The 18,730-nt window shown below is 53.6% G+C and carries 20 protein-coding genes; 6 read left to right on the top strand and 14 right to left on the bottom strand.

Features of this window, described 5'->3' with window-relative positions; all coding sequences use genetic code 11:
• Positions 1-232 precede the first annotated feature (232 nt).
• A complete protein-coding gene (locus tag BMZ24_RS14985) occupies positions 233-823 on the top strand; it encodes a recombinase family protein (RefSeq protein ID WP_092193571.1) in 591 nt (196 codons plus the stop codon).
• Between the two features lie 98 nt (positions 824-921).
• Here BMZ24_RS14985 and BMZ24_RS14990 read toward each other — a convergent pair whose 3' ends face one another.
• Positions 922-1,464 carry a hypothetical protein gene (locus tag BMZ24_RS14990; RefSeq protein ID WP_143077928.1) on the bottom strand — a complete coding sequence of 181 codons (543 nt, stop codon included), beginning with the start codon at positions 1,462-1,464 and terminating at the stop codon, positions 922-924.
• A complete protein-coding gene (locus BMZ24_RS14995) occupies positions 1,451-1,975 on the bottom strand; it encodes an RNA polymerase sigma factor (protein ID WP_143077929.1) in 525 nt (174 codons plus the stop codon). The genes BMZ24_RS14990 and BMZ24_RS14995 overlap by 14 nt, the downstream gene beginning before the upstream one ends.
• A 314-nt stretch (positions 1,976-2,289) precedes the next feature.
• Here BMZ24_RS14995 and BMZ24_RS15000 point away from each other — a divergent pair, with 314 nt between their 5' ends.
• The gene (locus BMZ24_RS15000) at positions 2,290-2,913 is read left to right on the top strand and encodes a DUF6448 family protein (protein ID WP_208599862.1); all 624 of its coding nucleotides are present in this window, start codon (positions 2,290-2,292) and stop codon (positions 2,911-2,913) included.
• Positions 2,914-3,315: 402 nt separating this feature from the next.
• Here the strand turns inward: BMZ24_RS15000 and BMZ24_RS15005 are convergent, their stop codons facing one another.
• From BMZ24_RS15005 to BMZ24_RS15060, 12 genes are all read right to left on the bottom strand, one after another.
• Positions 3,316-3,864 (bottom strand): hemerythrin domain-containing protein, encoded by a 549-nt coding sequence (locus BMZ24_RS15005; protein WP_092193574.1) that lies wholly within the window; start codon positions 3,862-3,864, stop codon positions 3,316-3,318.
• Positions 3,865-3,891: 27 nt separating this feature from the next.
• Positions 3,892-4,242 (bottom strand): DUF488 domain-containing protein, encoded by a 351-nt coding sequence (locus tag BMZ24_RS15010; RefSeq protein ID WP_092193575.1) that lies wholly within the window; start codon positions 4,240-4,242, stop codon positions 3,892-3,894.
• 54 nt (positions 4,243-4,296) lie between these two features.
• Entirely contained in the window at positions 4,297-6,534 is a 2,238-nt protein-coding gene (locus tag BMZ24_RS15015; RefSeq protein WP_244150381.1) for a nitric-oxide reductase large subunit, read from the bottom strand.
• 108 nt (positions 6,535-6,642) lie between these two features.
• Positions 6,643-8,304 carry a hydroxylamine reductase gene (gene hcp / locus BMZ24_RS15020; RefSeq protein ID WP_092193576.1) on the bottom strand — a complete coding sequence of 554 codons (1,662 nt, stop codon included), beginning with the start codon at positions 8,302-8,304 and terminating at the stop codon, positions 6,643-6,645.
• 73 nt (positions 8,305-8,377) lie between these two features.
• Positions 8,378-9,553, bottom strand: coding sequence for an FprA family A-type flavoprotein (locus BMZ24_RS15025; RefSeq protein ID WP_092193577.1), 1,176 nt, complete (start codon positions 9,551-9,553; stop codon positions 8,378-8,380).
• Positions 9,553-10,620 carry a GGDEF domain-containing protein gene (locus BMZ24_RS15030; protein ID WP_092193578.1) on the bottom strand — a complete coding sequence of 356 codons (1,068 nt, stop codon included), beginning with the start codon at positions 10,618-10,620 and terminating at the stop codon, positions 9,553-9,555. The genes BMZ24_RS15025 and BMZ24_RS15030 overlap by 1 nt, the downstream gene beginning before the upstream one ends.
• A gap of 16 nt (positions 10,621-10,636) precedes the next feature.
• Entirely contained in the window at positions 10,637-11,173 is a 537-nt protein-coding gene (locus BMZ24_RS15035; RefSeq protein ID WP_092193579.1) for an HPP family protein, read from the bottom strand.
• A gap of 3 nt (positions 11,174-11,176) precedes the next feature.
• Positions 11,177-11,770, bottom strand: coding sequence for a CBS domain-containing protein (locus BMZ24_RS15040; protein WP_092193580.1), 594 nt, complete (start codon positions 11,768-11,770; stop codon positions 11,177-11,179).
• A gap of 18 nt (positions 11,771-11,788) precedes the next feature.
• Complete coding sequence (locus BMZ24_RS15045) at positions 11,789-12,493, bottom strand: ABC transporter ATP-binding protein (RefSeq protein ID WP_244150382.1); 705 nt, start codon at positions 12,491-12,493, stop codon at positions 11,789-11,791.
• Positions 12,494-12,495: 2 nt separating this feature from the next.
• Positions 12,496-13,695 carry an ABC transporter permease gene (locus BMZ24_RS15050; RefSeq protein WP_092193582.1) on the bottom strand — a complete coding sequence of 400 codons (1,200 nt, stop codon included), beginning with the start codon at positions 13,693-13,695 and terminating at the stop codon, positions 12,496-12,498.
• Positions 13,692-14,882 (bottom strand): efflux RND transporter periplasmic adaptor subunit, encoded by a 1,191-nt coding sequence (locus BMZ24_RS15055; RefSeq protein ID WP_092193583.1) that lies wholly within the window; start codon positions 14,880-14,882, stop codon positions 13,692-13,694. The genes BMZ24_RS15050 and BMZ24_RS15055 overlap by 4 nt, the downstream gene beginning before the upstream one ends.
• Entirely contained in the window at positions 14,879-15,487 is a 609-nt protein-coding gene (locus tag BMZ24_RS15060; protein WP_092193584.1) for a TetR/AcrR family transcriptional regulator, read from the bottom strand. The genes BMZ24_RS15055 and BMZ24_RS15060 overlap by 4 nt, the downstream gene beginning before the upstream one ends.
• 252 nt (positions 15,488-15,739) lie before the next feature.
• Between BMZ24_RS15060 and BMZ24_RS15065 the strand changes: the two genes are divergently transcribed.
• The 4 genes from BMZ24_RS15065 to BMZ24_RS15080 all read left to right on the top strand — a co-directional run.
• Entirely contained in the window at positions 15,740-16,216 is a 477-nt protein-coding gene (locus tag BMZ24_RS15065; RefSeq protein WP_092193585.1) for a cytochrome c3 family protein, read from the top strand.
• Positions 16,209-17,771, top strand: a complete 1,563-nt coding sequence (locus BMZ24_RS15070; RefSeq protein WP_092193586.1) for an ammonia-forming cytochrome c nitrite reductase subunit c552 — start codon at positions 16,209-16,211, stop codon at positions 17,769-17,771. Before BMZ24_RS15065 ends, BMZ24_RS15070 begins: the two co-directional genes overlap by 8 nt.
• A gap of 264 nt (positions 17,772-18,035) precedes the next feature.
• On the top strand, positions 18,036-18,350 hold the full coding sequence (locus BMZ24_RS15075) for a cupin domain-containing protein (RefSeq protein WP_092193587.1): 315 nt from the start codon (positions 18,036-18,038) through the stop codon (positions 18,348-18,350).
• Positions 18,351-18,506: 156 nt separating this feature from the next.
• Positions 18,507-18,730, top strand: a 224-nt coding sequence (locus tag BMZ24_RS15080) for a transposase (RefSeq protein ID WP_143077930.1), incomplete at its 3' end; no start/stop codon positions are given.

Below are 18,730 nucleotides of genomic sequence, written 5' to 3' on the forward strand. Positions count from 1 at the left end.
GTTCTTTATCTTCGACCAACACAGACAGCCCCGCGCTCCACGGTGAGCACCCTCCGAAATTTTTTCGCACTCAATCAAGTACACTCATACCGGGTACGAAATGGGTACAAAAAATGTGTACCGATAGTCAGGAAATTTTTTATTCCGGGTACGCTCCTCCTAGACTCCTAGAAATGTTGCGGGTACATGACGGATATCAACCCCCACCACTAGCAAGGATCATCAGGATTCCATGACTCACGGACACATTGCCTACATCCGAGTAAGCAGCTCAGACCAGAACACGGGAAGACAGCTCGGCCCAGAGTGCGGCCAGCAGTTTACCAAGATTTTTCAAGACAAGACCAGTGGTAAGGACACAAACCGCCCAGCCCTTAAGGAATGCCTTGAATACCTCCGCGAAGGCGATACGCTCTGGGTGCACTCCATAGACAGGCTTGCCCGCAGCCTCCAAGATCTCCAAAACCTGATCGACACTCTGCTCGCAAAGGGTGTGACCGTGAAGTTTTTCAAGGAGGGGCTAACCTTCCAAAACCACGGCACACAAGACCCGTTCGCCAAACTCCTGTTTCAGGTACTGGGATCGTTTGCTGAGTTTGAGCGGAACATCATCCGGGAGAGACAGCGAGAAGGGATCGAGCGTGCTAAGGAGGCCGGGAAGTACAAGCACGGCAAAGGTGGCAGGAAACAAACCATAGACCGGGAACGAGTAAAAGAACTCCGAAAACAGGGCGTGCCTTTTCGAAAAATCGCCGAACAAATGGGGTGTAGTCTTTCCAGCGTTCAGAGGTGCCTAGCAAGTAGACTTTTGCCGACAGCATGACCCGGTTAGATCACGGCTATGCATTTTATCGCGCGACGATCTGGTATTATGAATCCAAAGTTCAGACCCCTTGAAACACAGCCCTCACCTACGCCGCATCATCGCGTCCCCCAGGCGTGCCGCAGCCTGACAACTGATCCGTAGCAGACGACATTGCTCAACAGGGCTCCGACAATCCAGGTCAGGGAGCTTGCCGCAAAAATCTCGGGGCCAAGTGTGACCAGGGTCACGTAGGCGAGAATGCAATATGCGGCAAAGTATCGGTTGACGGCCCTGCCGACGGCGTTGATTTCATTCCGTGTCAGCCAGCATCCGCTCAATATGGCGCCGAGGGTCACAAAGAGCATCCCGCACAGCAGATAGAAAAGCGCAGGCGAGGTCGCGGCGTGAATCTCATGCAGGAACGCGTTGTGCGAACCGGAACCCAAGCCGAATTGCGGGCAGACGGCCAATGTCGTCGAACCGGTGGCAACGCCGATGAGCGTCAGCTTGGAGAAAACCCTCCAGGGCGCGGGGCGAAGGTCTTTGGCCACGGCTCCGAGCACGGCGTCATCCATTCCCGCCGACGGGACGACCCGGCCAGCGTCGACAAACTCGGCGAATTCACGCAGACGCATCCGCTCTGTATCAATCCTGTTCATGTTTCCCTCCCCTGCCCGCAATGAGACTCCGCAGCTTGCGAACGGCCCGGCTGATGATCTGGCGGGAATTGTCCGCCGAAGTCTGCATGCGTTCGGCTATTTCGGCAAAGGTCAATCCCTGGCTGAACCGTAGTTCCAGCGCCTGACGCTGGCTTTCGCTCAATCGCGCGAGTTCGGACAGGACTTCGTCCATGGAGCCAAGGCCCTGGTCGGGGTCCGCATAGGACTCCATGGGATACTCCGAGTCGGTCACGTACTTCCGTCGGGCGGCCTTCTTGCGGACATGGTCGATCACCGCGTTCCTGGATATCGTGAAGAGCCAGGGCAAAAACGGAATGTCCTGCCGATATCGATGCCGGTTTTGATGGAGCTTGGCAAAAATTGCCTGGAACGTGTCCTCGGCCTCGCTCCGATCCTTGAGCTTGCCCATCAGAAACCCGAAGACCCGGCTCTTGTGTCGCCCGTACAGCTCCTCGAAAGCCTCCATATCGCCAGCGGAATACGACAACATGAGTTCCTCGTCGGTCAATTGCGTCACCTTTTCCCTGTTTCGTCATCCGAACCTCCCGCCACCCTGCCGCGATGCCACGTCCGCCGCGATGCCCTTATGAAAAAGGCTGTCAGAAGCCCGTACGTGACGATCGATTTCGATGGAAGGCATTCCCTCCCGTTTCCTCAAATCGCCCCGATTCTGCCAGCCCCCTTTCATAGTGACAATACGAAGGCCGCGGCGATTTTGTGACAAATTTTTTTCTTCTGTCACAAACTGGCGTTCCGTTTCGTTCTGGTGGGCATAGACATCAACCAACCTTTACGGAGGAACACATGAACTCGCTGAACAACGGCATCAAAGGATTCTTGACTGTGGCATCGTTTGCTCTGGCGCTCCTGATCGCGCCTCAAATCGCCCAGGCCCATTGCGACACCCTCGATGGCCCGGTGGTGTCCGACGCCCGGACCGCCCTGGCAGACGGAGATGTCACCCCGGTCCTCAAATGGGTCAAGGCCGAGGACGAACCGGAAATCCGCAAAGCCTTCGAAAAGACCTTGTCCGTGCGCAAACTCGACGCCGGAGCGCGTGACCTGGCGGATACATATTTCTTTGAAACCCTGGTCAGGGTCCATCGCGCAGGCGAAGGCGCCCCCTACACCGGGCTCAAGGCGGCCGGCGCCGTCGAACCCGTGATCGCCAAGGCGGACCTGGCGTTGGAGCAGGGAAACGGCGCAGAACTGGCAAAGACCATTGCCGCTCACGTCGAAAAGGGAATCCTCGAACGCTTCGGGCATGCCAACGAGACGAAAAAGCACGCCAACGACAGCGTCGATGCCGGCCGGGAGCATGTCGAGGCGTACGTCACCTATGTTCATTACGTCGAGGGGATCGTGAAGGCGGTCCACGGAGGGGCCCATCATGGCGAACAGGCCGCGTCCATCGATCATCAGCATTGATCCGGACAGGGCAGCATCACAGCAGCGCAGTGAATTGGCATCCTAGTCAGGGGGAACTCTCAAGAATTGAGTGCCTCGCAGCTTTACGGAAGTTCATTCCCTTGTGGCAAAATCCCTGCCCACGACCACCGAAAGATCAGGCAGAAGATGACGCTCTTGGAAAAGCGCAAAAACTCTCCCAAGGCTGAGTAGTCATCGTAGTAGAAAGCTGAAAATGTCAGGCCGGTCTCCCCTTTTCCCGGAGAGCCGGCCTCTTTCATACATAGTGAGCAACCCAACTCCGGTCTTTGCCTACGTTACATCCCATGAATTGTTTTGAAATCATCCAATCAAAACTAAATATGACTACAGCAGGCAAGTTTCATCTTCGTGCCCAATCTCAATTTTTATAACAGCATCTCTTTACCGGTATTTATCTGCAAGTGTGTCCATCAATGCATGAAATTCTTCATGCTTCCCCAGACCAATACGCTCAACTTCAAGTTTTTCAAAATTATCGAACAATTTTCTGTCTTCGTCGGCACTCAAGACTTTTTCAGCCATTTGAAACAACACATTGTTTTCTTTAAAAATATGCTGATTCAATAAAGAAACATATTCTTCCACAGCTTTCTCAAATTCAGCAGCATTGATGCCGCTTGATGTGAAATCTCCCAGTGCTTTTTTCATATCTGCAATATGGCGACGGCCGCGTTCATGCTCTTGCAGCATCACACCGATTGGCCCACCATCCTTGGCTATTCCAGCAGCTTCAAGCGCGGGAAACAAAAAGTCCTCTTCTTTCCCGTGATGACATTTGTCTACAAAGACGGTCAGAAACTCCATGATCCCTTTCAATTCTTCGGCAGGAACATTCTTTCCAGAAACTATTTTTTTCGCCACATTTTGCAAAATGGAAAGCATCAACTGAATGCCTTCGTGTTCGTTCATAAGCTCTTGTACAGATTTCATCTCAACGCCTCCAATATCAAAAAATAATCATTTCTTTATAATACAATGTAAATATTCAATCAATGCGACAGCGTGATTCAACTCTTTATTTTTGCTGGAATACAAAAGAGTCACGCTCCCATCCTGAACAAAGTTGACAATCTTTTCGACGGATTCCGCCCGGGAATCCAGCTCAGCAAAATATCGTCTTTTGAACTCCAGCCATTTGGCTGGTTGATGATCAAACCATTTTCGCAACTCAGTGCTCGGGGCAACCTCCTTGATCCACAAGCCCTTAAGGCTGTCTTTACTCACCCCACGTGGCCAAAGGCGGTCCACTAGAATACGCCTGCCGTCATCACCGATGGGATCGTAAACCCTTTTGATTGCAATACACATATCAAAGCACCCAGATCACGTGGAGGGACGGGCATGCCGCCCCGTCATTCACTTCTATGATTTTTTCAAGAAACTCAGCCAGATTGAACGCAGCAGAAAGAGCAACAAAGAGAATGCGCCCACCGCAAATATCACATCCGGCAGCATGCGCATCCATGTCACGGTGCGGATAAATTCGTGGGACGTGATTTCAGGGCTACGCGCAAACCACAGGCCTTCCTTGACGGCATGGTAGAACTGGAAAAAACCCGATGGGATCAGGCTAAAGACCATCATGCCCGCCAAGCCGCCGTTGAGCCCCCAAAAGCTCCATTTCAGGAGACTGTCCGACCAGGAAGCCTTCGTGACGATATGCCTTACAGAGAAGAGCATCAGGGAGATGGCGAGCATGCCGTACACGCCGAAGAGCGCCCCGTGCGAATGGATCGGCGTGGTGTTGATGCCCTGGGCATAGTAGAGGACGATGGGCGGATTGATCAGGAAGCCGAACACGCCGGCTCCGACGAGATTCCAGAAAGCCACGGCCACGAAGAAGTAGATGGGCCATTTGTAGGCGTATCCCTTGCCACCTTCGTCCACGACCCTGAGGTTGTGTGCAGCCTCGAACCCCAAGAGCGACAGGGGCACGACCTCCAGGGCGGAAAACACCGCTCCGAGGGCGATAACGATGGTCGGGGATCCACTCCAATACAGATGGTGGAAGGTACCGATAACTCCGCTACCAAGATACAGGAAGACGATGAAGTACACGCTGGTCAGGGCAAATTTCTTGCTGACCGCACCGATGTGCGAAAGCAGGAAAGCCATGACCACCGTGGCGAAGACCTCGAAAAAGCCCTCAACCCATAGATGCACGACCCACCACCGCCAGTATTCCGCGTCCGAGAGGTGGCTCCCCTTCCCGTAGAGCAGTCCCGCCATGTAGAAAAGCGGAATGGACACTGAACTGTACAGGAGCATGTGCGTGAGCCCGCCGCCGTCCGTTTCGCTCTGCACGGCCGGGCGTATGGCCCGCCAGACGAGAATGAGCCAGATGATCATGCCGACGATGAGCAGGAGCTGCCAGAAGCGGCCAAGTTCGATGAACTCATAGCCCTGGTGGCCGAACATGAACCCGTCGCCATCGAAAAATCCGGAGACGGAAAGCCAGGTGCCGCCCAAAGTGCCCAGCACGACGACCACCAGCGCTCCGAAGAGGACGACCACCCAAAAAGCCTGCCCTTTTGGTTCCTTGCCGACAAACGGCCCGATAAAGAGGCCCGCTGCCAGGAAACACGTGGCGATGAAGAAGATGGACAACTGGATGTGCCACGTTCTCACTGCCGCATACGGCAGAAAAGAGGCGATGGGGATGCCGAAGAACGAATTACCTTCCACGGTGAAGTGGGCCGTCACCGCGCCAAGCCCCAGTTGCAAGGTAAAAAGCGCGATTGCGGTCAGAAAGTATATGAGTGTCGCTTTCTGGCTCGGAGTCGGCGTCGGCTCCGGAAAATCGAGCTTGAGCATATTCCCGTACTCATCCTGACCGACATAGCGCTGATAGACGAACAAGGCCCCCGCTATGCCGAAAATAAGCAGGACAACGCTGACGATCGACCAGATGAGAAAGTCCGGTAAGGGCTCGTTGCCGACCAGCGGGTCGTAGGGCCAGTTGGTCGTGTAGGTGTGCTCGGCGTCAAGCCGCTGCGTCCCGGCGGCCCAAGACAGCCATGCGAAGAAAACCGTCACCAGGCGGCCCTCCTCGGCCGTCCTGACGATCCCCGGTTGCAGGCCCATCCGATCGTTTCCGTTCTGAAAAAGCTCCGTATAATAGCCGGTCAAGGCTTTGAACGCTTCGGTCTGAAATTCCGTCAGGGTCAGCACTCCGGTGAGCGGATCGTAACGGTTCTTTTTCATTTCTTGCGTGACCACGGCCTGGAGCCGGGCCTGTTCGGCCGGGTCCATTTTCTTGAAGTCGTCATGAGTGAACGCGCCGGCCTGGGGAGCGTCCAGCCCATTGTGCCGGGCTGCAAGAAAAAGACCCATGCGGTGCAGGAAGTCGGCCGACCAATCGGGCGCCAAATACGCACCGTGCCCCCATATGGTTCCGATATGCTGCCCGCCCCTGCTGTAAAAATAATTCTGGCCACCGATGACGTCCTCGCCTGTGAACAGGATGCTCCCTGAATGATCCAGGACCTTGGCGGGAATGGGTGGTTTTTCCTTGTTGATGGCGTATCCACCGAAAATCAGGACGCCAAATGTCAACGCGAGACAAAAAAAGAAAACAGCCTTTACCTTTGGACTTATCATTTCTGCCCTCCATTGAATCCAACACAAAATATGATTGGAAGCCTCAACGAATCTCTAAAGCAGTGATCAGCCATTCGATAAAAAAAGGGGAGCTAAGCCCCCCTGTATCTAGTTTCCGGCCATCATTGCCGCAATGTCATCCTGCACAGTACCTATGGGCTTCAGATCAAACTTTTCGATCACGACCTTGGCCACGGCAGGGGACAGGAAGCCCGGCAGCGTGGGTCCGAGACGGATGCCTTTCACGCCGAGGGACAACAGCGCCAGAAGCACAGCCACCGCCTTCTGTTCATACCATGCGATGTCGTAGGACACGGGCAGTTTGTTGATGTCATCCAGACCGAAGACCTCTTTGAGCTTCAGCGCAATGACCGCCAGAGAATAGGAATCGTTGCACTGCCCAGCGTCCAGCACGCGGGGGATGCCGCCGATGTCTCCGAGATTCAACTTGTTGTAACGATACTTGGCGCAACCAGCCGTGAGGATGATGGTGTCCTTGGGCAAGGCCTCGGCCACCTGAGTGTAGTACTCGCGCGACTTCTGGCGACCGTCACAGCCGGCCATGACCACAAAGCGCTTGACCGCTCCAGACTTGACCGCCTCCACCACCTTGTCGGCCAGTGCCATGACCTGATGGTGGGCGAATCCGCCGACGATGCTGCCGGTCTCGATCTCGACTGGCGGCGGACATTTCTTGGCCTGAGCGATCAGCGCCGAGAAATCCTTGGCCCCGCCCGCCGGACGGTCAGCGATGTGCTTGGCGCCCTCGTAACCGACCACGCCCGTGGTGTAGAGACGATCCAGATAGGTGTTATCCTTTTTGAGTGGCACCAGGCAGTTTGTGGTCAGCAGGATGGGGCCGTTGAAGGATTCAAATTCAGGATTCTGCTGCCACCAAGAGCCCCCATAATTACCCACGAAATGCGAGTACTTTTTGAATGCCGGATAGTAGTTGGCCGGAAGCATTTCACCGTGGGTGTAAACGTCCACACCCGTGCCCTCGGTTTGCTTCAGCAGTTCAGCCATATCCTTCAAGTCATGGCCACTGATGAGGATGCCGGGATTCTTGCCCACGCCAATGTTGACCTCGGTGATCTCCGGGTTGCCGTAGGTGGTCGTGTTGGCCTCGTCCAGCAAGGCCATGGTGGTCACGGCCATGCCGCCGGCCTTCATGACCAAAGCGACCATTTCATCCACGGAAAGATTTTTGGTTGTAGAAGCCAAAGCCTCAAGCATAAAGTCGTCGATTTCGGCCTTGCGGAAACCCAGCACCGCAGCGTGTTCGGCATAGGCGGCGATGCCCTTCAGGCCAATGATGAGAAACTCACGCAGGGAGCGCACGTCCTCGTTCTCCGTTGCCAGGATGCCAGCGGTTTTCGCCTTATCAGCAAAATTCGACAAGGAGCCGATCCATGTAGCAGCGTCGGGCAACGGCTCGCTGAAATCTTTGCCATTTTTAGCATTGTAAGCAGCAAGAAAAGCATTTTTCAACTTGTCGCGCCGAGCCAAACCTTCCTTTATCATAGCCTCAAAACGGACATCATCCCAGTTAGCATTGGTGATGGTCGCAAATAATCCCTGAAGCACGAAGTCGTCATTAGAGCGGTCCGGCTGTCCCAACTCCTTTAATTTTTCGCCATAAACGGCGATGCCACGCAGCACAAAAATGAGCAAATCCTGTAGATTGGCGGTTTCTTCCGGCTTGCCGCACATGCCTTTGACCGTGCATCCCGTATTCTTCGCCGTTTCCTGACACTGGAAGCAAAACATAGTGACCTCCTTTATAATTACTGTTGCCAATCGCGTGACAATGCACGCACCTCAAATCGATACTAGAAAAAAACTACCTCTGAAAGCCGCTTTCCTTATGCTTGGCGGCAATGGCATCCGCCAGACGATCCAATGCACCGTACGTGTCGTCGCTGGGCAAACCCTTGCACAGCACAGGATCCAGCACCTCAACCTTCAGATTGGGTATCATGCCGGCCAGTGTCTCCACTGTCTTGCCGCCCCATCCATATGAACCGACTATGGACAGATATTTGGCCTTGGGTCGCAAGGCGTTGGCCAGAAATGCTGCGTAGGCGGCCATGGGATGCGGACCGGCAAGCACCGTGGGAGTACCGAGCACGATGGAGCCAGCATCCACCAGAGACATGGCCAACTTGCCGATGTCGGTCACGGCAAGATTAAAGAGTTCCACCCGCACATCGCGTTCGGACAAGGCCGCCGCCAAATGGTCGACCATGAGCCTCGTGCTGCCGTGCATGGACACAAAGGGAAAGGCCACTAGGTTGTGCGCCACGCCTGAAACCCAGTCCTTGTAAGCGTCCACAATCCAGCCGGGGCTATCGTAGATCTGGCCGTGACTCGGGGCGATCATGCGGATGTCGTATGGACTAAGTTTTTCCAGGTTCTTGGCGATTATGGTCCGAAACGGCATCATGATCTCGCCGAAATAGCGTTTGGCGGCTTCAAGCACCCGGCCTTGGTCGCGCACGAAGAGATCGCTCGTGGCTATGTGCGAGCCAAAAAAGTCGCCACTGAACAGGAGCTTGTCCTCTGCCAGATAGGTGGACATGGTTTCCGGCCAGTGCACCCAAGGCGTGAGAATGAATGTGAGCGTCTTGTCGCCAAGAGAAAGGGTTTCGCCATCCCCAACCACGATGAATTTGTCCTCGGGGATGAGCAAAAGATCCATGAGCATAGACTTGGCCTTGGCGTTGGTGACGACCTTGGCCTCCGGGTACAGGTCCAGCACTAAGGCAATGGTCCCGGAATGATCCTGCTCCGCATGCTGGGAAATGACATAGTCGACCTTTTCCACCCCATCCAGATGTCCAAGCAGCGTATCGACCATATCGGGATCCACCGCGTCAATGAGCGCTGTTTTTTCGCTGCCTTCCACAAGGTAGGCATTGTAGGTCGTCCCGTCGGGAAGAGGGACCAAAGAGTCGAACAGCCGCCGATCCCAATCCACTGCGCCAACCCAATACACTGATTCTGCAACTTTTCTCATTATTCACTCCGTTGAAGATTCATGTTATCGAAAATAACAGACTTATTTCTTCCAGTTCTTTTAGCTTCATACAAAGCTTTGTCAGCTTGATTATAATAATCGTAATGACTGATTCCACCCATATATACGGAAACACCTATACTAATTGTTATCTTGGACTTGTCTTTGGAAAATTCTTTCTTCACTGAGCTCCGAATTTTTTCAGCCAAAAGCAACGCGCTTTCGCGATCTGTCTCGGGTGACAAAACAGCAAATTCTTCTCCACCGATCCGATAGAAAAAATCTGTCTTTCTGATATGTTGCCTGACCGTCCCAGCCATTTTCTTCAGGACCCTGTCACCTTCTGCATGCCCCAAAGAATCGTTAACTTTTTTAAAATGATCTATATCCATTATGAACAATGAAAACTCCCTCTTGTTCCTGTCGTATCTATCTATCTCTTCTTTGATATCCATATCAAATTGGCTTCTATTGTAAATAGATGTCAGGCTATCATGACAAGAGCTATGCTCGACTTTTTGCACGAAAAATTTAGATATCATATAAAAAATGAACGATGATGCAAAAAGGAAAAATACATAATAGTACAATTTTTTAATATTTGACGTTTTACGATCAGATCCAATAACTTTTCTCAACATGAGAGAATTTGAACCACTCCAAATAGATTCACTCATCAAAGACAGTTCTTGTAAAAATTGCTGATTTTCAGATCTATTTTTATATAAAATATCTTTAAACGCATTCCATTCACCGTAGAGGCTTTTAAAAGGCTGAAATATCTCTGGATCAAACCTAAATTCAGACGACTTGCCTTCCGCAACGTAAATATCAAATATTTTATCCACCTCGCTAACAGAATAATCAGCACTATCAATATTTTTAAGCAATTCAAATTTCAGAATTCTTTGTGTTGAGCCACGAATAAAACCTATATTGCTAATTAGATTAGCATCGCGCTCTAAAGAAGAATGAATTGAATATACACTCCACACAATAAAAATATTAATAATGAAAAGAATTAGCGATAAAAAAGAGATTAACTTTGATGCAAAGAGTTTTTTCATTAACACCTCATATTTTTTAAAACCAAAATTCGGGATAACGCCTGTTTTTTGCAAAATTATTTAAAACAACAGCAACAATAATAAGAATAATAGCCCCGACTCCAACAGGTATAAATGCATAAAAATAACCCAATTTATGCACTGACTCTCCGCCAATAACAGCAATAAGAGCCGTCGCCCCTCCTGGAGGGTGCAGCGTTTTTGTCATATGCATCACGGCAATGGATGTAGAAACGGCCAAAGCTGCTGCCAGCCAGACAATATCTCCAATAAGCTGATACGACATAACCCCAATCAATGCGGAAATGATATGTCCCCCAAGAACATTTCTGGGCTGAGCCAACGGACTTCGAATCGCTCCGTAAACGAGGACCGCAGTTGCGCCAAAGGATCCAATGAGCAAACCTTGGCCGAACTCATCCACAAACACCCCTTGAAGCAACCCGACGAGGGCTATGCCTACAAAAGCCCCAAGCCAAGACCAGGCAACCTCAGAAATCCCGACCCTAGGGGGGCTTTGTGTCGTCCCTTTGACCTTTGTGAAAAAGTTCATGTCTTAGCTCACCTGACACAAAGAACTGACGAGGTTGGTCCTAGTGACAATCCCAATTGGACGTCCGTTAGCATCACAAATTGGCACACGGTTGATGGAGTGCTTAGAAAAAAGTTCTGAAATTTCCGCCAAGGTTGTTTCCTTGGTCGCGACAATCGGTGGACAATTCATAAGTTCACGAACACTCAAACCTCCCAGATCAGAAACCAAGCATCCATAAATAGTCATGCATCGCGACACAACAGCCATGAATGTGGCAGTTCCTGGCAGCCCCATTTTTCTGAGAAAATCCTTCTCCGAGACAACCCCACAGATTATCCCCTGCTCGTCGACAACCGGAGCACCGCTGATGCCGTGCAAAGCCATAAATGACCCAGCTTCAGAGACGCTCATTTCACGGTTAAGACAATGCACGGGAGACGTCATCACATCTTCTGCTTTTCCAAGTGAACGAACTCTCTTCAATGCCAAATCATAAGCAAGTGAATAAATTTCTCGAAAATCCCCAGGAGTAATATCAATATATCCCTGCATGGAACGCATGGCGTTGATGACATCATCTTCTGTCAAATCCAAAGCGTCACAATGATCCTTCATTCCACCCTCCTTATCGATTTAATCTATCGCCCTTCCTTCGCCTGCCTGCTCCTCAGTTCGCCCATCTCGTATTTGGTACAATCGCTTAAAAGTCGGAATGATTTTCTCGTCGTGGGTCACGACAATGATCGCAGTTTCAAACTGTTTGGCCATCTGGTTCAAGATTCGAATCACGGCCATAGCCCTCTCGCTATCCAGGGGTGCGGTCGGCTCGTCGGCCAGAATGACAGGCGGTCGATTGACGAGGGCGCGGGCAATGGAAACTCGCTGCTGCTCCCCTCCCGAAAGCTGGGAAGGCATGGCCTTGGCCCTGTGCCCGACGTCGAGAGCTTCGAGAAATTCCTGGGCCAAGGCTCTGGCCTTGGAGTTAGGAAGACCGGACAGCATCGGCAGCAAGGCCACGTTGTCTGTAACGTCCAAAAAAGGAATGAGATAGGGCGCTTGAAAGATAAATCCGATCTTGTCACGTCTGAGCGCCCGCAAATCGGAAATCTTCCAGACCTGATCGAAAATAACGTCATCCCCAAGCGTCATCCTCCCGCCGCTCGGCTCGATGACCGCTCCCAGGCACTTGAGCAGCGTGCTCTTGCCCGAACCGGACGGGCCGATGAGACCGACCACTTCTCCCGGCCCCACAACCATGTTCACCCCCTTCAGGGCGTCCACCGCAGCGTCACCTTGCCCATAGCGCTTGCGCACGTCTTCAATGAGTATTCCAGGCATCATCACCCTCCGATGGCTTCGGCCGGATCGACCTTGAGGGCCGCCCTGATCGCCATGACGCTGGCCAGTGAACAAATGATCATGACGGCGATCAGCCCGCGCACCGCATCTTCGGGCAGGAGCAGAACGTATTTCGGAAAAATGGGGGCCCACAGCGTGGCCGAGATCTTGCCTACCACGAAGCCGATCAGCCCGAGCCCCAGCGCCTGTTGCAGGATCATCGAAGCAATGGTCCTGTTCCGCGTGCCGATAAGCTTCAGAACCGCGATCTCCCGGATCTTACCCATGGTCAGCGTATAAATGATGAAGGCGACGATGGCCGCACTGACCACGGACAGAATGACCAGAAACATGCCAATCTGACGGGCCGACGTGGCCACGAGCTTTTCGATCAGGATTTCCTCCATCTGCGCCCGCGTATAGACTTGGTACCTGCTCCAGCGCTGAATGGATTTCGCCACTTCAATCGGCACATGACCGGGAACGAGGCTGACCAGCACGGCATTGACGTTGGAATTGGTGGATTGGGACGCGATGACGGCATCGAGAAGGCCCGGAATCGGCCGGTTGAATGCCGGATTCTGCGCTGCCCGCTGGCGGGAACGGACGATGGCGTCGTTATCTTTCAAGAACTGCGCCTCCTGGGCGTCCTTGAGCGGAATGAAGACCATGGGGTCGCCGCCCGAGGAAACCGTCCGCCGGGTCAGCCCGACCACCGTGTAGACATTTCTGCGGATGACAATCTGTTGCCCCAGCCTGAAGCCGGTTTTGACATCGGCCACGGCCTCGTAATGACTGCGGGTGATATGTCGCCCGGCCACCAGAAAAATGGGCTGCCCAGGCTCTCCCGGCCCTCCCGGAACCACTCCGACAACCATGGCCCGCACGTCGCCGCCGTCGTGCCGGACCTGCATGGTCAAGTAGGTAACATTCGAAACCCGCTCCACTCCCTCCATGCCGAGAATCGAGCGATAGACGTCGTCGGGAATGGTCGAGGATTCGGCGTAAGGGCCCAGGGTATCCTGCTGCACGACCCACAAATCCGCCCCGCTGTTGTCCAGGAGAACCTTGGCGTCCTCGACCATGCCGCGATAGATCCCGGCCATGGACAGAGTCACCCCGATGAGCAGGCCAAGCCCGACCCCGGTGAAGACGAACTTTCCCCAGGAATGCAGGATGTCGCGCCCGGCCAGGCTGATCATTTGGGCACCCCCGGAAGATGATCCACAATCTTGATGCCGCTTCTGGCCGTCAGCGTGGACGCGCTGTGCGAGACGACGGTCTGCCCCGCACGCAGCCCTTTGCGGACCTGAACCAACCCGTCCAAGTCTCCCTGTCCGAGTTCAACGGGAACAAATTCGATGTTCCCGCCTTCAACCACCCAGACTCCAAGCGTGTTTTTGTCTCGCAGCACGCTGCTACCGGGAATGGCCGGAGCAGGCGGCAGGGCAGGCAGATCCACGGTCACCTCGGCCAGTTCGCCCATGGCAGGCAAAGGGTCGGGCAGGGATTCGAAAACCACTTTCGCCAGCAGCTCTTCGGTCACGGCGTCCGCAACCGGCTCGACACGAAGCACATGTGCCCGAAGCGATTCCGATGAACGGGAACGCAGCACGACACGCGCCGGCAAACCGGTCGCAAGGCCGGAAGCCCGAAGCTGGTCGAAGCGGGCATTCACCCAGATGTGGTCCGGATCGATGATCTCCACCACGGTCTGTCCGGCCACGGCAGTCGTGCCGGGCTCGATCAGCCGCCTGGTAACCAGTCCGGCAACAGGCGAAACCAGTCTGACGGTTTCACGCTGGCGGGATATGCCAGCCCCTTCGGACGTGAGACGGTCGTATTCGTGTTTGGCCGAAGCCACGGTCGCAATGGCGGCCTTGAGTCCGCTCTGCGCGACGTGCAGCTCCTGCTGGCGGGCCTCAAAGGCCTCCCTGCTCACCGCTCCGCTCTGCACCAGGGTTTCAAAGCGGCGGGCCTGGGATTCGGCGTAGGTTGTTTTCGCCCGCAGTTCCGAAACCTGGGCTTCGGCAGCCCGCACCGTCGCAGCGCCGCGCAGCAGGGCGGCATCCTGGGCGTCGAGCCTGTCATCGAGATCCACGGGATCCATTTCACCAATGACCTGCCCCGGCTCGACCCGGTCCCCGACATCCACCAAAATCGTGAGAACCCGGCCGGAGCCTGTCGGTCCGATGTTCTGCGTGTACCGCGCCTCCACTGTGCCGATGCCGAAAAGCGACGGCTCAACAGCCATTTCCTTGACCTCGAACACCGTGACCGAAACGGAAGCCAGCGGGCCGGAACGCAGCACTACGTAAATGAAGGCCCCTGCCAAAAGGCCTAGCACCACCAGTAGCAGAAATTTATTGCGGGACATGAGACTCATCATATGGATTTCCTTATGGCGCGACGAAACAAGGCAAACGCCTCTGGAGCTCCCTGGCGCAAATACTCAACATCACCAAATAGCACCGCTTTGATGATGAGCCCTTGAACAGTTCCGACAAAAAGAGCGACCGCTGCTTCAGTTGAGATCGAACAATCCACCTCGCCGCAGGACTTTCCCTGCTCCAGCTTCAATGTCAGGAGTTTTCCGTATCGTTCAAGCAACGAGGCAACGGCGATTTTGGCTGGAGTTGATTCTGTTTTCTGAAGCTCCCCGAACAACATGCGCGGAACTCCGGGATATTCAATCGCGAAGGCTACGTGGGCCATGAACATTGCCTCAAGGGAGGAGATTGGACTGTTGGCGCTTTCCGCCGCACGTGCAACGCGGGAATGCAATTCTGTGGCAACCCACTCCATGACTGTGCGCCAGATTTCGTCTTTGCTGGAAAAATGTCGAAAAATGCCGCCTTGGGACAAGCCCATTTGCGCAGCGATTTCTGTAGTCGTAATTTCGCCTGGATTCTGAACGGCAGCTAATTCGAGCACCGCCTTGACGGCCATGGCCCGTCTCTCCTCCGCCGAAAGATATTTTGATGTCGAGGTCATTATGTCTCCAAAGAAAGCAATTGATAACTTTCATTGGTTTCGCTATCAGCCTTTGTCAAGGCCGCGTCTTTGAATTTGAGACAGATACATGGCATCTTGGCCAACCATCCTCGATTAACACATTGAAACAAATCAGAATCTGAACTATGGACAATCGCACAGCCGAGCGGGATGCTTACTCTACTCGAAGTTACATCCGTCTTCGTCACAGACGTGAAAGAAATCATGTGAATTTTTTAACAGGAGGGACTGATGCTTCTTGAACAAAAAGAACCCGGAGGAATCAAATGGAGTCGCGTCCTCCCTCCGGCCATCGTCGGCGTGCTGATCACGATCGGCGCGGCTGTGGCCATGAACACGACAGATCAGGCCATGTTTTGTGGCAGTTGTCACTCCATGTCGGAAGCGGCCCTGACGCACAAGCGCTCGGTCCATGCCGAACTAGCGTGCAACGAATGCCACGCCCCGCATAATCTGGTGGCCAAAATCCCGTTCAAGGCCAAAGAAGGCACACGAGATATCCTGGCCACTGTCAGCAGCAACATCCCCGATCTTATTCATCCGGGCGATGACACAAAAGCGGTGACGCAGGATAATTGTCAACGGTGCCACAGCGCGACCACATCCACCGTTGTCATGCAGAGCAAAAAATTCTGCACGGACTGCCACCGTCATGTACCCCACACTCCGAAAATACCCGTAGCAAAAAGGAGCGCAGCCGATGCGTAACACCACAACCTCGATTCTCGTTTTGGCGATCGGCCTCGCCTTGGCCCTGACCGCCTGTTCCGACTTTTCCGAACCGAAGGCGCCGGAGTTCAAAACCAAACTCAAATCTGACGAAATAAAAAACTCCGCCTTTAAGGCTGAATTCCCCCTGCACTACGAGACCTACCTCAGAAACAACGAAACGGAAATCATGACCGAGTACGGCGGGTCCGTGGCCTACAACAAGCACGACAACGTCAATCCCCTGCCCGAGGGGTACAAGCACGCCCAGCCCTACCTCAAAAACCTCTGGCTCGGGTATCCCTTTAGCTATGAATACAAGGCGGCACGCGGTCACACCTACGCCATGAAGGACATCCTGAACATCGACCGCCTGAACCGCTACGACGAAAAAGCCGGCCTGCCCGCCACCTGCTGGAACTGCAAGGGCGCCAAGATGAACGAATGGATCGGCAAATACGGTGACGAGTTCTGGGCCAAGGACTTCAACGAGTTCCGCGAGGAAGTCGACATGGACGAGAACACCATCGGCTGCGCCAACTGTCATGATCCGGCCAACATGGAACTCCGTCTCTATTCGGTGCCTCTCCAGGATCACCTCAAGGCCGAGGGCAAGGACTTCAAGACCCTGTCCCGCAACGAACAGCGGGCACTCATGTGCGGTCAGTGCCACGTCGAATACTATTTCCAGGACAAGAGTTTCGGAGCACCCAAAAAGGTCGTCTTCCCGTGGGCGCAGGGCAAGGATCCCGAACAGATTTACGAATATTACACCACCCATGGTGACACAAAGATCCCAGGCTTTGAGGGCAACTTCGTCGACTGGATCCATCCCGTGTCCCAGACCCCGATGCTCAAGGCTCAGCACCCCGAGTACGAGACTTGGCACAACGGGGTGCATGGTGCGGCGGGAGTGAGCTGCGCAGACTGTCACATGAGCTACACCCGCCTCGACGGCAAAAAGAAGATGTCCAACCACCACTGGAATTCGCCCCTCAAGGATCCGGACATGAAGGCCTGCCGCCAATGCCACACGGACAAGACGCCGGACTATCTCAAGCAGCGCGTCATCTACACTCAGGACAAAGTCTGGCAGCAGCTCATGGTCGCCCAGAACACCTCGGTCAAGGCGCACGAGGCCATCCGCATGGCCAGCGAATTCGCGGGTGAAAAGCCGGTGGATTACGACAAGCTCATGATCGAAGCCCGCCAGATGTGCCGCAAAGGCCAGTTCTTCTGGGACCTCGTCTCCGCAGAAAACAGCGTCGGCTTCCACAATCCGACCAAGGCCCTGGATACCCTTGCCAAGTCCCAGCAGTACAGCCAGAAGGCCGTGGACATCGCCATCAAGGCGGCAGCCTTCACGACCGCCGAAGCACTGTCCCAGGACATCAAGGAACTCGTGCCGCCCATCATGGAGCACAGCCGCGAACTTCAGATGGACCCGGAACACATGGCGAGCCACAAGTGGTTCAAGTATCTGAAGGTCACGCCCAAGGCCGAGCGGATCTGGGATGAAAACAAAAAGGTCAAGCCGGTCGCAACTGCCGGTTAATGCTGGCTGAAATAGGCATCTTTGATCAGGGCTCTGGCTGCCAGCCAGGGCCCTGATTGTTTTTTGAGCAGGTGAAACATCGCCAAATATCCAGAAGAACCCGGTCTGGAGCATTAAGACAGACTGATCAGATCCAACTCCACAAATTATTGACCCTGATTGACACTGCTCTGAAAGCAAGCAAATAAAATGTACAATCGTATTTTTCGCATTACCTATGTGGCATGACGATTTTGTTCAGCAATATCCACAAGGAGAAACATCATGAAGAAAATCAATCTATTCGAAGCCAATGGGTTCAACGACCTTGGCTTGAAGAAGTTACTGGTCCACGAGTCTCCCTATTTCAAAATCCTGAACTTCAACTTCCGGGCAGGCCAGCAATTGCCCATCCACTCGCACGACATCGAGGGCCAGCTTTCCATCCTCATCCTGGAGGGCGAAGGCGAATTTTTGGCGAAAGACGGGACCCTGCCGGCCAAAGCCGGCGATGTTCTCGTCTGCGACATTGCCGTACCCCACGGGATCAGAGCGATCACCGACATGCGCACCGTAGTCACCATTGCCCCGCCTATTTGAACGAAAACAAGGTCGCTAAAATAATTAGTCGACCCTGAAAATATGACAATATACTGAAATAAATTGAAATTTACTCGGAAATAACGTATTTCGAATAACCAGTAATGCAGTGAAAAATGCATTTTTCTGGTCGAAATCACTCCGAGGTTATCAACGATGCAGCCCAAAAAATCGGACCACCAGCGCAGCTTCCTTTGCCCGGATCTGCTCGATCAGCTTGATCCTCGAAACCACCTTCTCGGATTGGCCAAGGTTATCCCGTGGCAGGTGTTCGAGGATAACTTCCGGCCACTTTATGCTGCTTCCGGTCGCCCCGGAAAACCTGTCCGGTTGATGGTCGGCCTCCTCATTCTCAAGCAGCTTGAAAACTTGAGCGATGA

Origin of the sequence: Desulfomicrobium norvegicum (assembly GCF_900114595.1) — a bacterium.
Taxonomy (GTDB): Bacteria; Desulfobacterota; Desulfovibrionia; order Desulfovibrionales; family Desulfomicrobiaceae; genus Desulfomicrobium; species Desulfomicrobium macestii.

Excerpts from the sequence above, each read along its gene's own strand:
- BMZ24_RS15060 (WP_092193584.1), bottom strand. The coding sequence starts at position 15,487 with ATGACCTCGACATCAAAATATCTTTCGGCGGAGGAGAGACGGGCCATG.
- hcp (WP_092193576.1), bottom strand. The coding sequence starts at position 8,304 with ATGTTTTGCTTCCAGTGTCAGGAAACGGCGAAGAATACGGGATGCACG.
- BMZ24_RS15005 (WP_092193574.1), bottom strand. The coding sequence starts at position 3,864 with ATGAAATCTGTACAAGAGCTTATGAACGAACACGAAGGCATTCAGTTG.
- BMZ24_RS15025 (WP_092193577.1), bottom strand. The coding sequence starts at position 9,553 with ATGAGAAAAGTTGCAGAATCAGTGTATTGGGTTGGCGCAGTGGATTGG.
- BMZ24_RS15015 (WP_244150381.1), bottom strand. The coding sequence starts at position 6,534 with ATGATAAGTCCAAAGGTAAAGGCTGTTTTCTTTTTTTGTCTCGCGTTG.
- BMZ24_RS15055 (WP_092193583.1), bottom strand. The coding sequence starts at position 14,882 with ATGATGAGTCTCATGTCCCGCAATAAATTTCTGCTACTGGTGGTGCTA.
- BMZ24_RS15040 (WP_092193580.1), bottom strand. The coding sequence starts at position 11,770 with ATGAAGGATCATTGTGACGCTTTGGATTTGACAGAAGATGATGTCATC.
- BMZ24_RS15065 (WP_092193585.1), top strand. The coding sequence starts at position 15,740 with ATGCTTCTTGAACAAAAAGAACCCGGAGGAATCAAATGGAGTCGCGTC.
- BMZ24_RS14985 (WP_092193571.1), top strand. The coding sequence starts at position 233 with ATGACTCACGGACACATTGCCTACATCCGAGTAAGCAGCTCAGACCAG.
- BMZ24_RS15035 (WP_092193579.1), bottom strand. The coding sequence starts at position 11,173 with ATGAACTTTTTCACAAAGGTCAAAGGGACGACACAAAGCCCCCCTAGG.
- BMZ24_RS15030 (WP_092193578.1), bottom strand. The coding sequence starts at position 10,620 with ATGAAAAAACTCTTTGCATCAAAGTTAATCTCTTTTTTATCGCTAATT.
- BMZ24_RS14995 (WP_143077929.1), bottom strand. The coding sequence starts at position 1,975 with ATGTTGTCGTATTCCGCTGGCGATATGGAGGCTTTCGAGGAGCTGTAC.
- BMZ24_RS15045 (WP_244150382.1), bottom strand. The coding sequence starts at position 12,493 with ATGCCTGGAATACTCATTGAAGACGTGCGCAAGCGCTATGGGCAAGGT.
- BMZ24_RS15050 (WP_092193582.1), bottom strand. The coding sequence starts at position 13,695 with ATGATCAGCCTGGCCGGGCGCGACATCCTGCATTCCTGGGGAAAGTTC.
- BMZ24_RS15010 (WP_092193575.1), bottom strand. The coding sequence starts at position 4,242 with ATGTGTATTGCAATCAAAAGGGTTTACGATCCCATCGGTGATGACGGC.
- BMZ24_RS15070 (WP_092193586.1), top strand. The coding sequence starts at position 16,209 with ATGCGTAACACCACAACCTCGATTCTCGTTTTGGCGATCGGCCTCGCC.
- BMZ24_RS14990 (WP_143077928.1), bottom strand. The coding sequence starts at position 1,464 with ATGAACAGGATTGATACAGAGCGGATGCGTCTGCGTGAATTCGCCGAG.
- BMZ24_RS15000 (WP_208599862.1), top strand. The coding sequence starts at position 2,290 with ATGAACTCGCTGAACAACGGCATCAAAGGATTCTTGACTGTGGCATCG.
- BMZ24_RS15075 (WP_092193587.1), top strand. The coding sequence starts at position 18,036 with ATGAAGAAAATCAATCTATTCGAAGCCAATGGGTTCAACGACCTTGGC.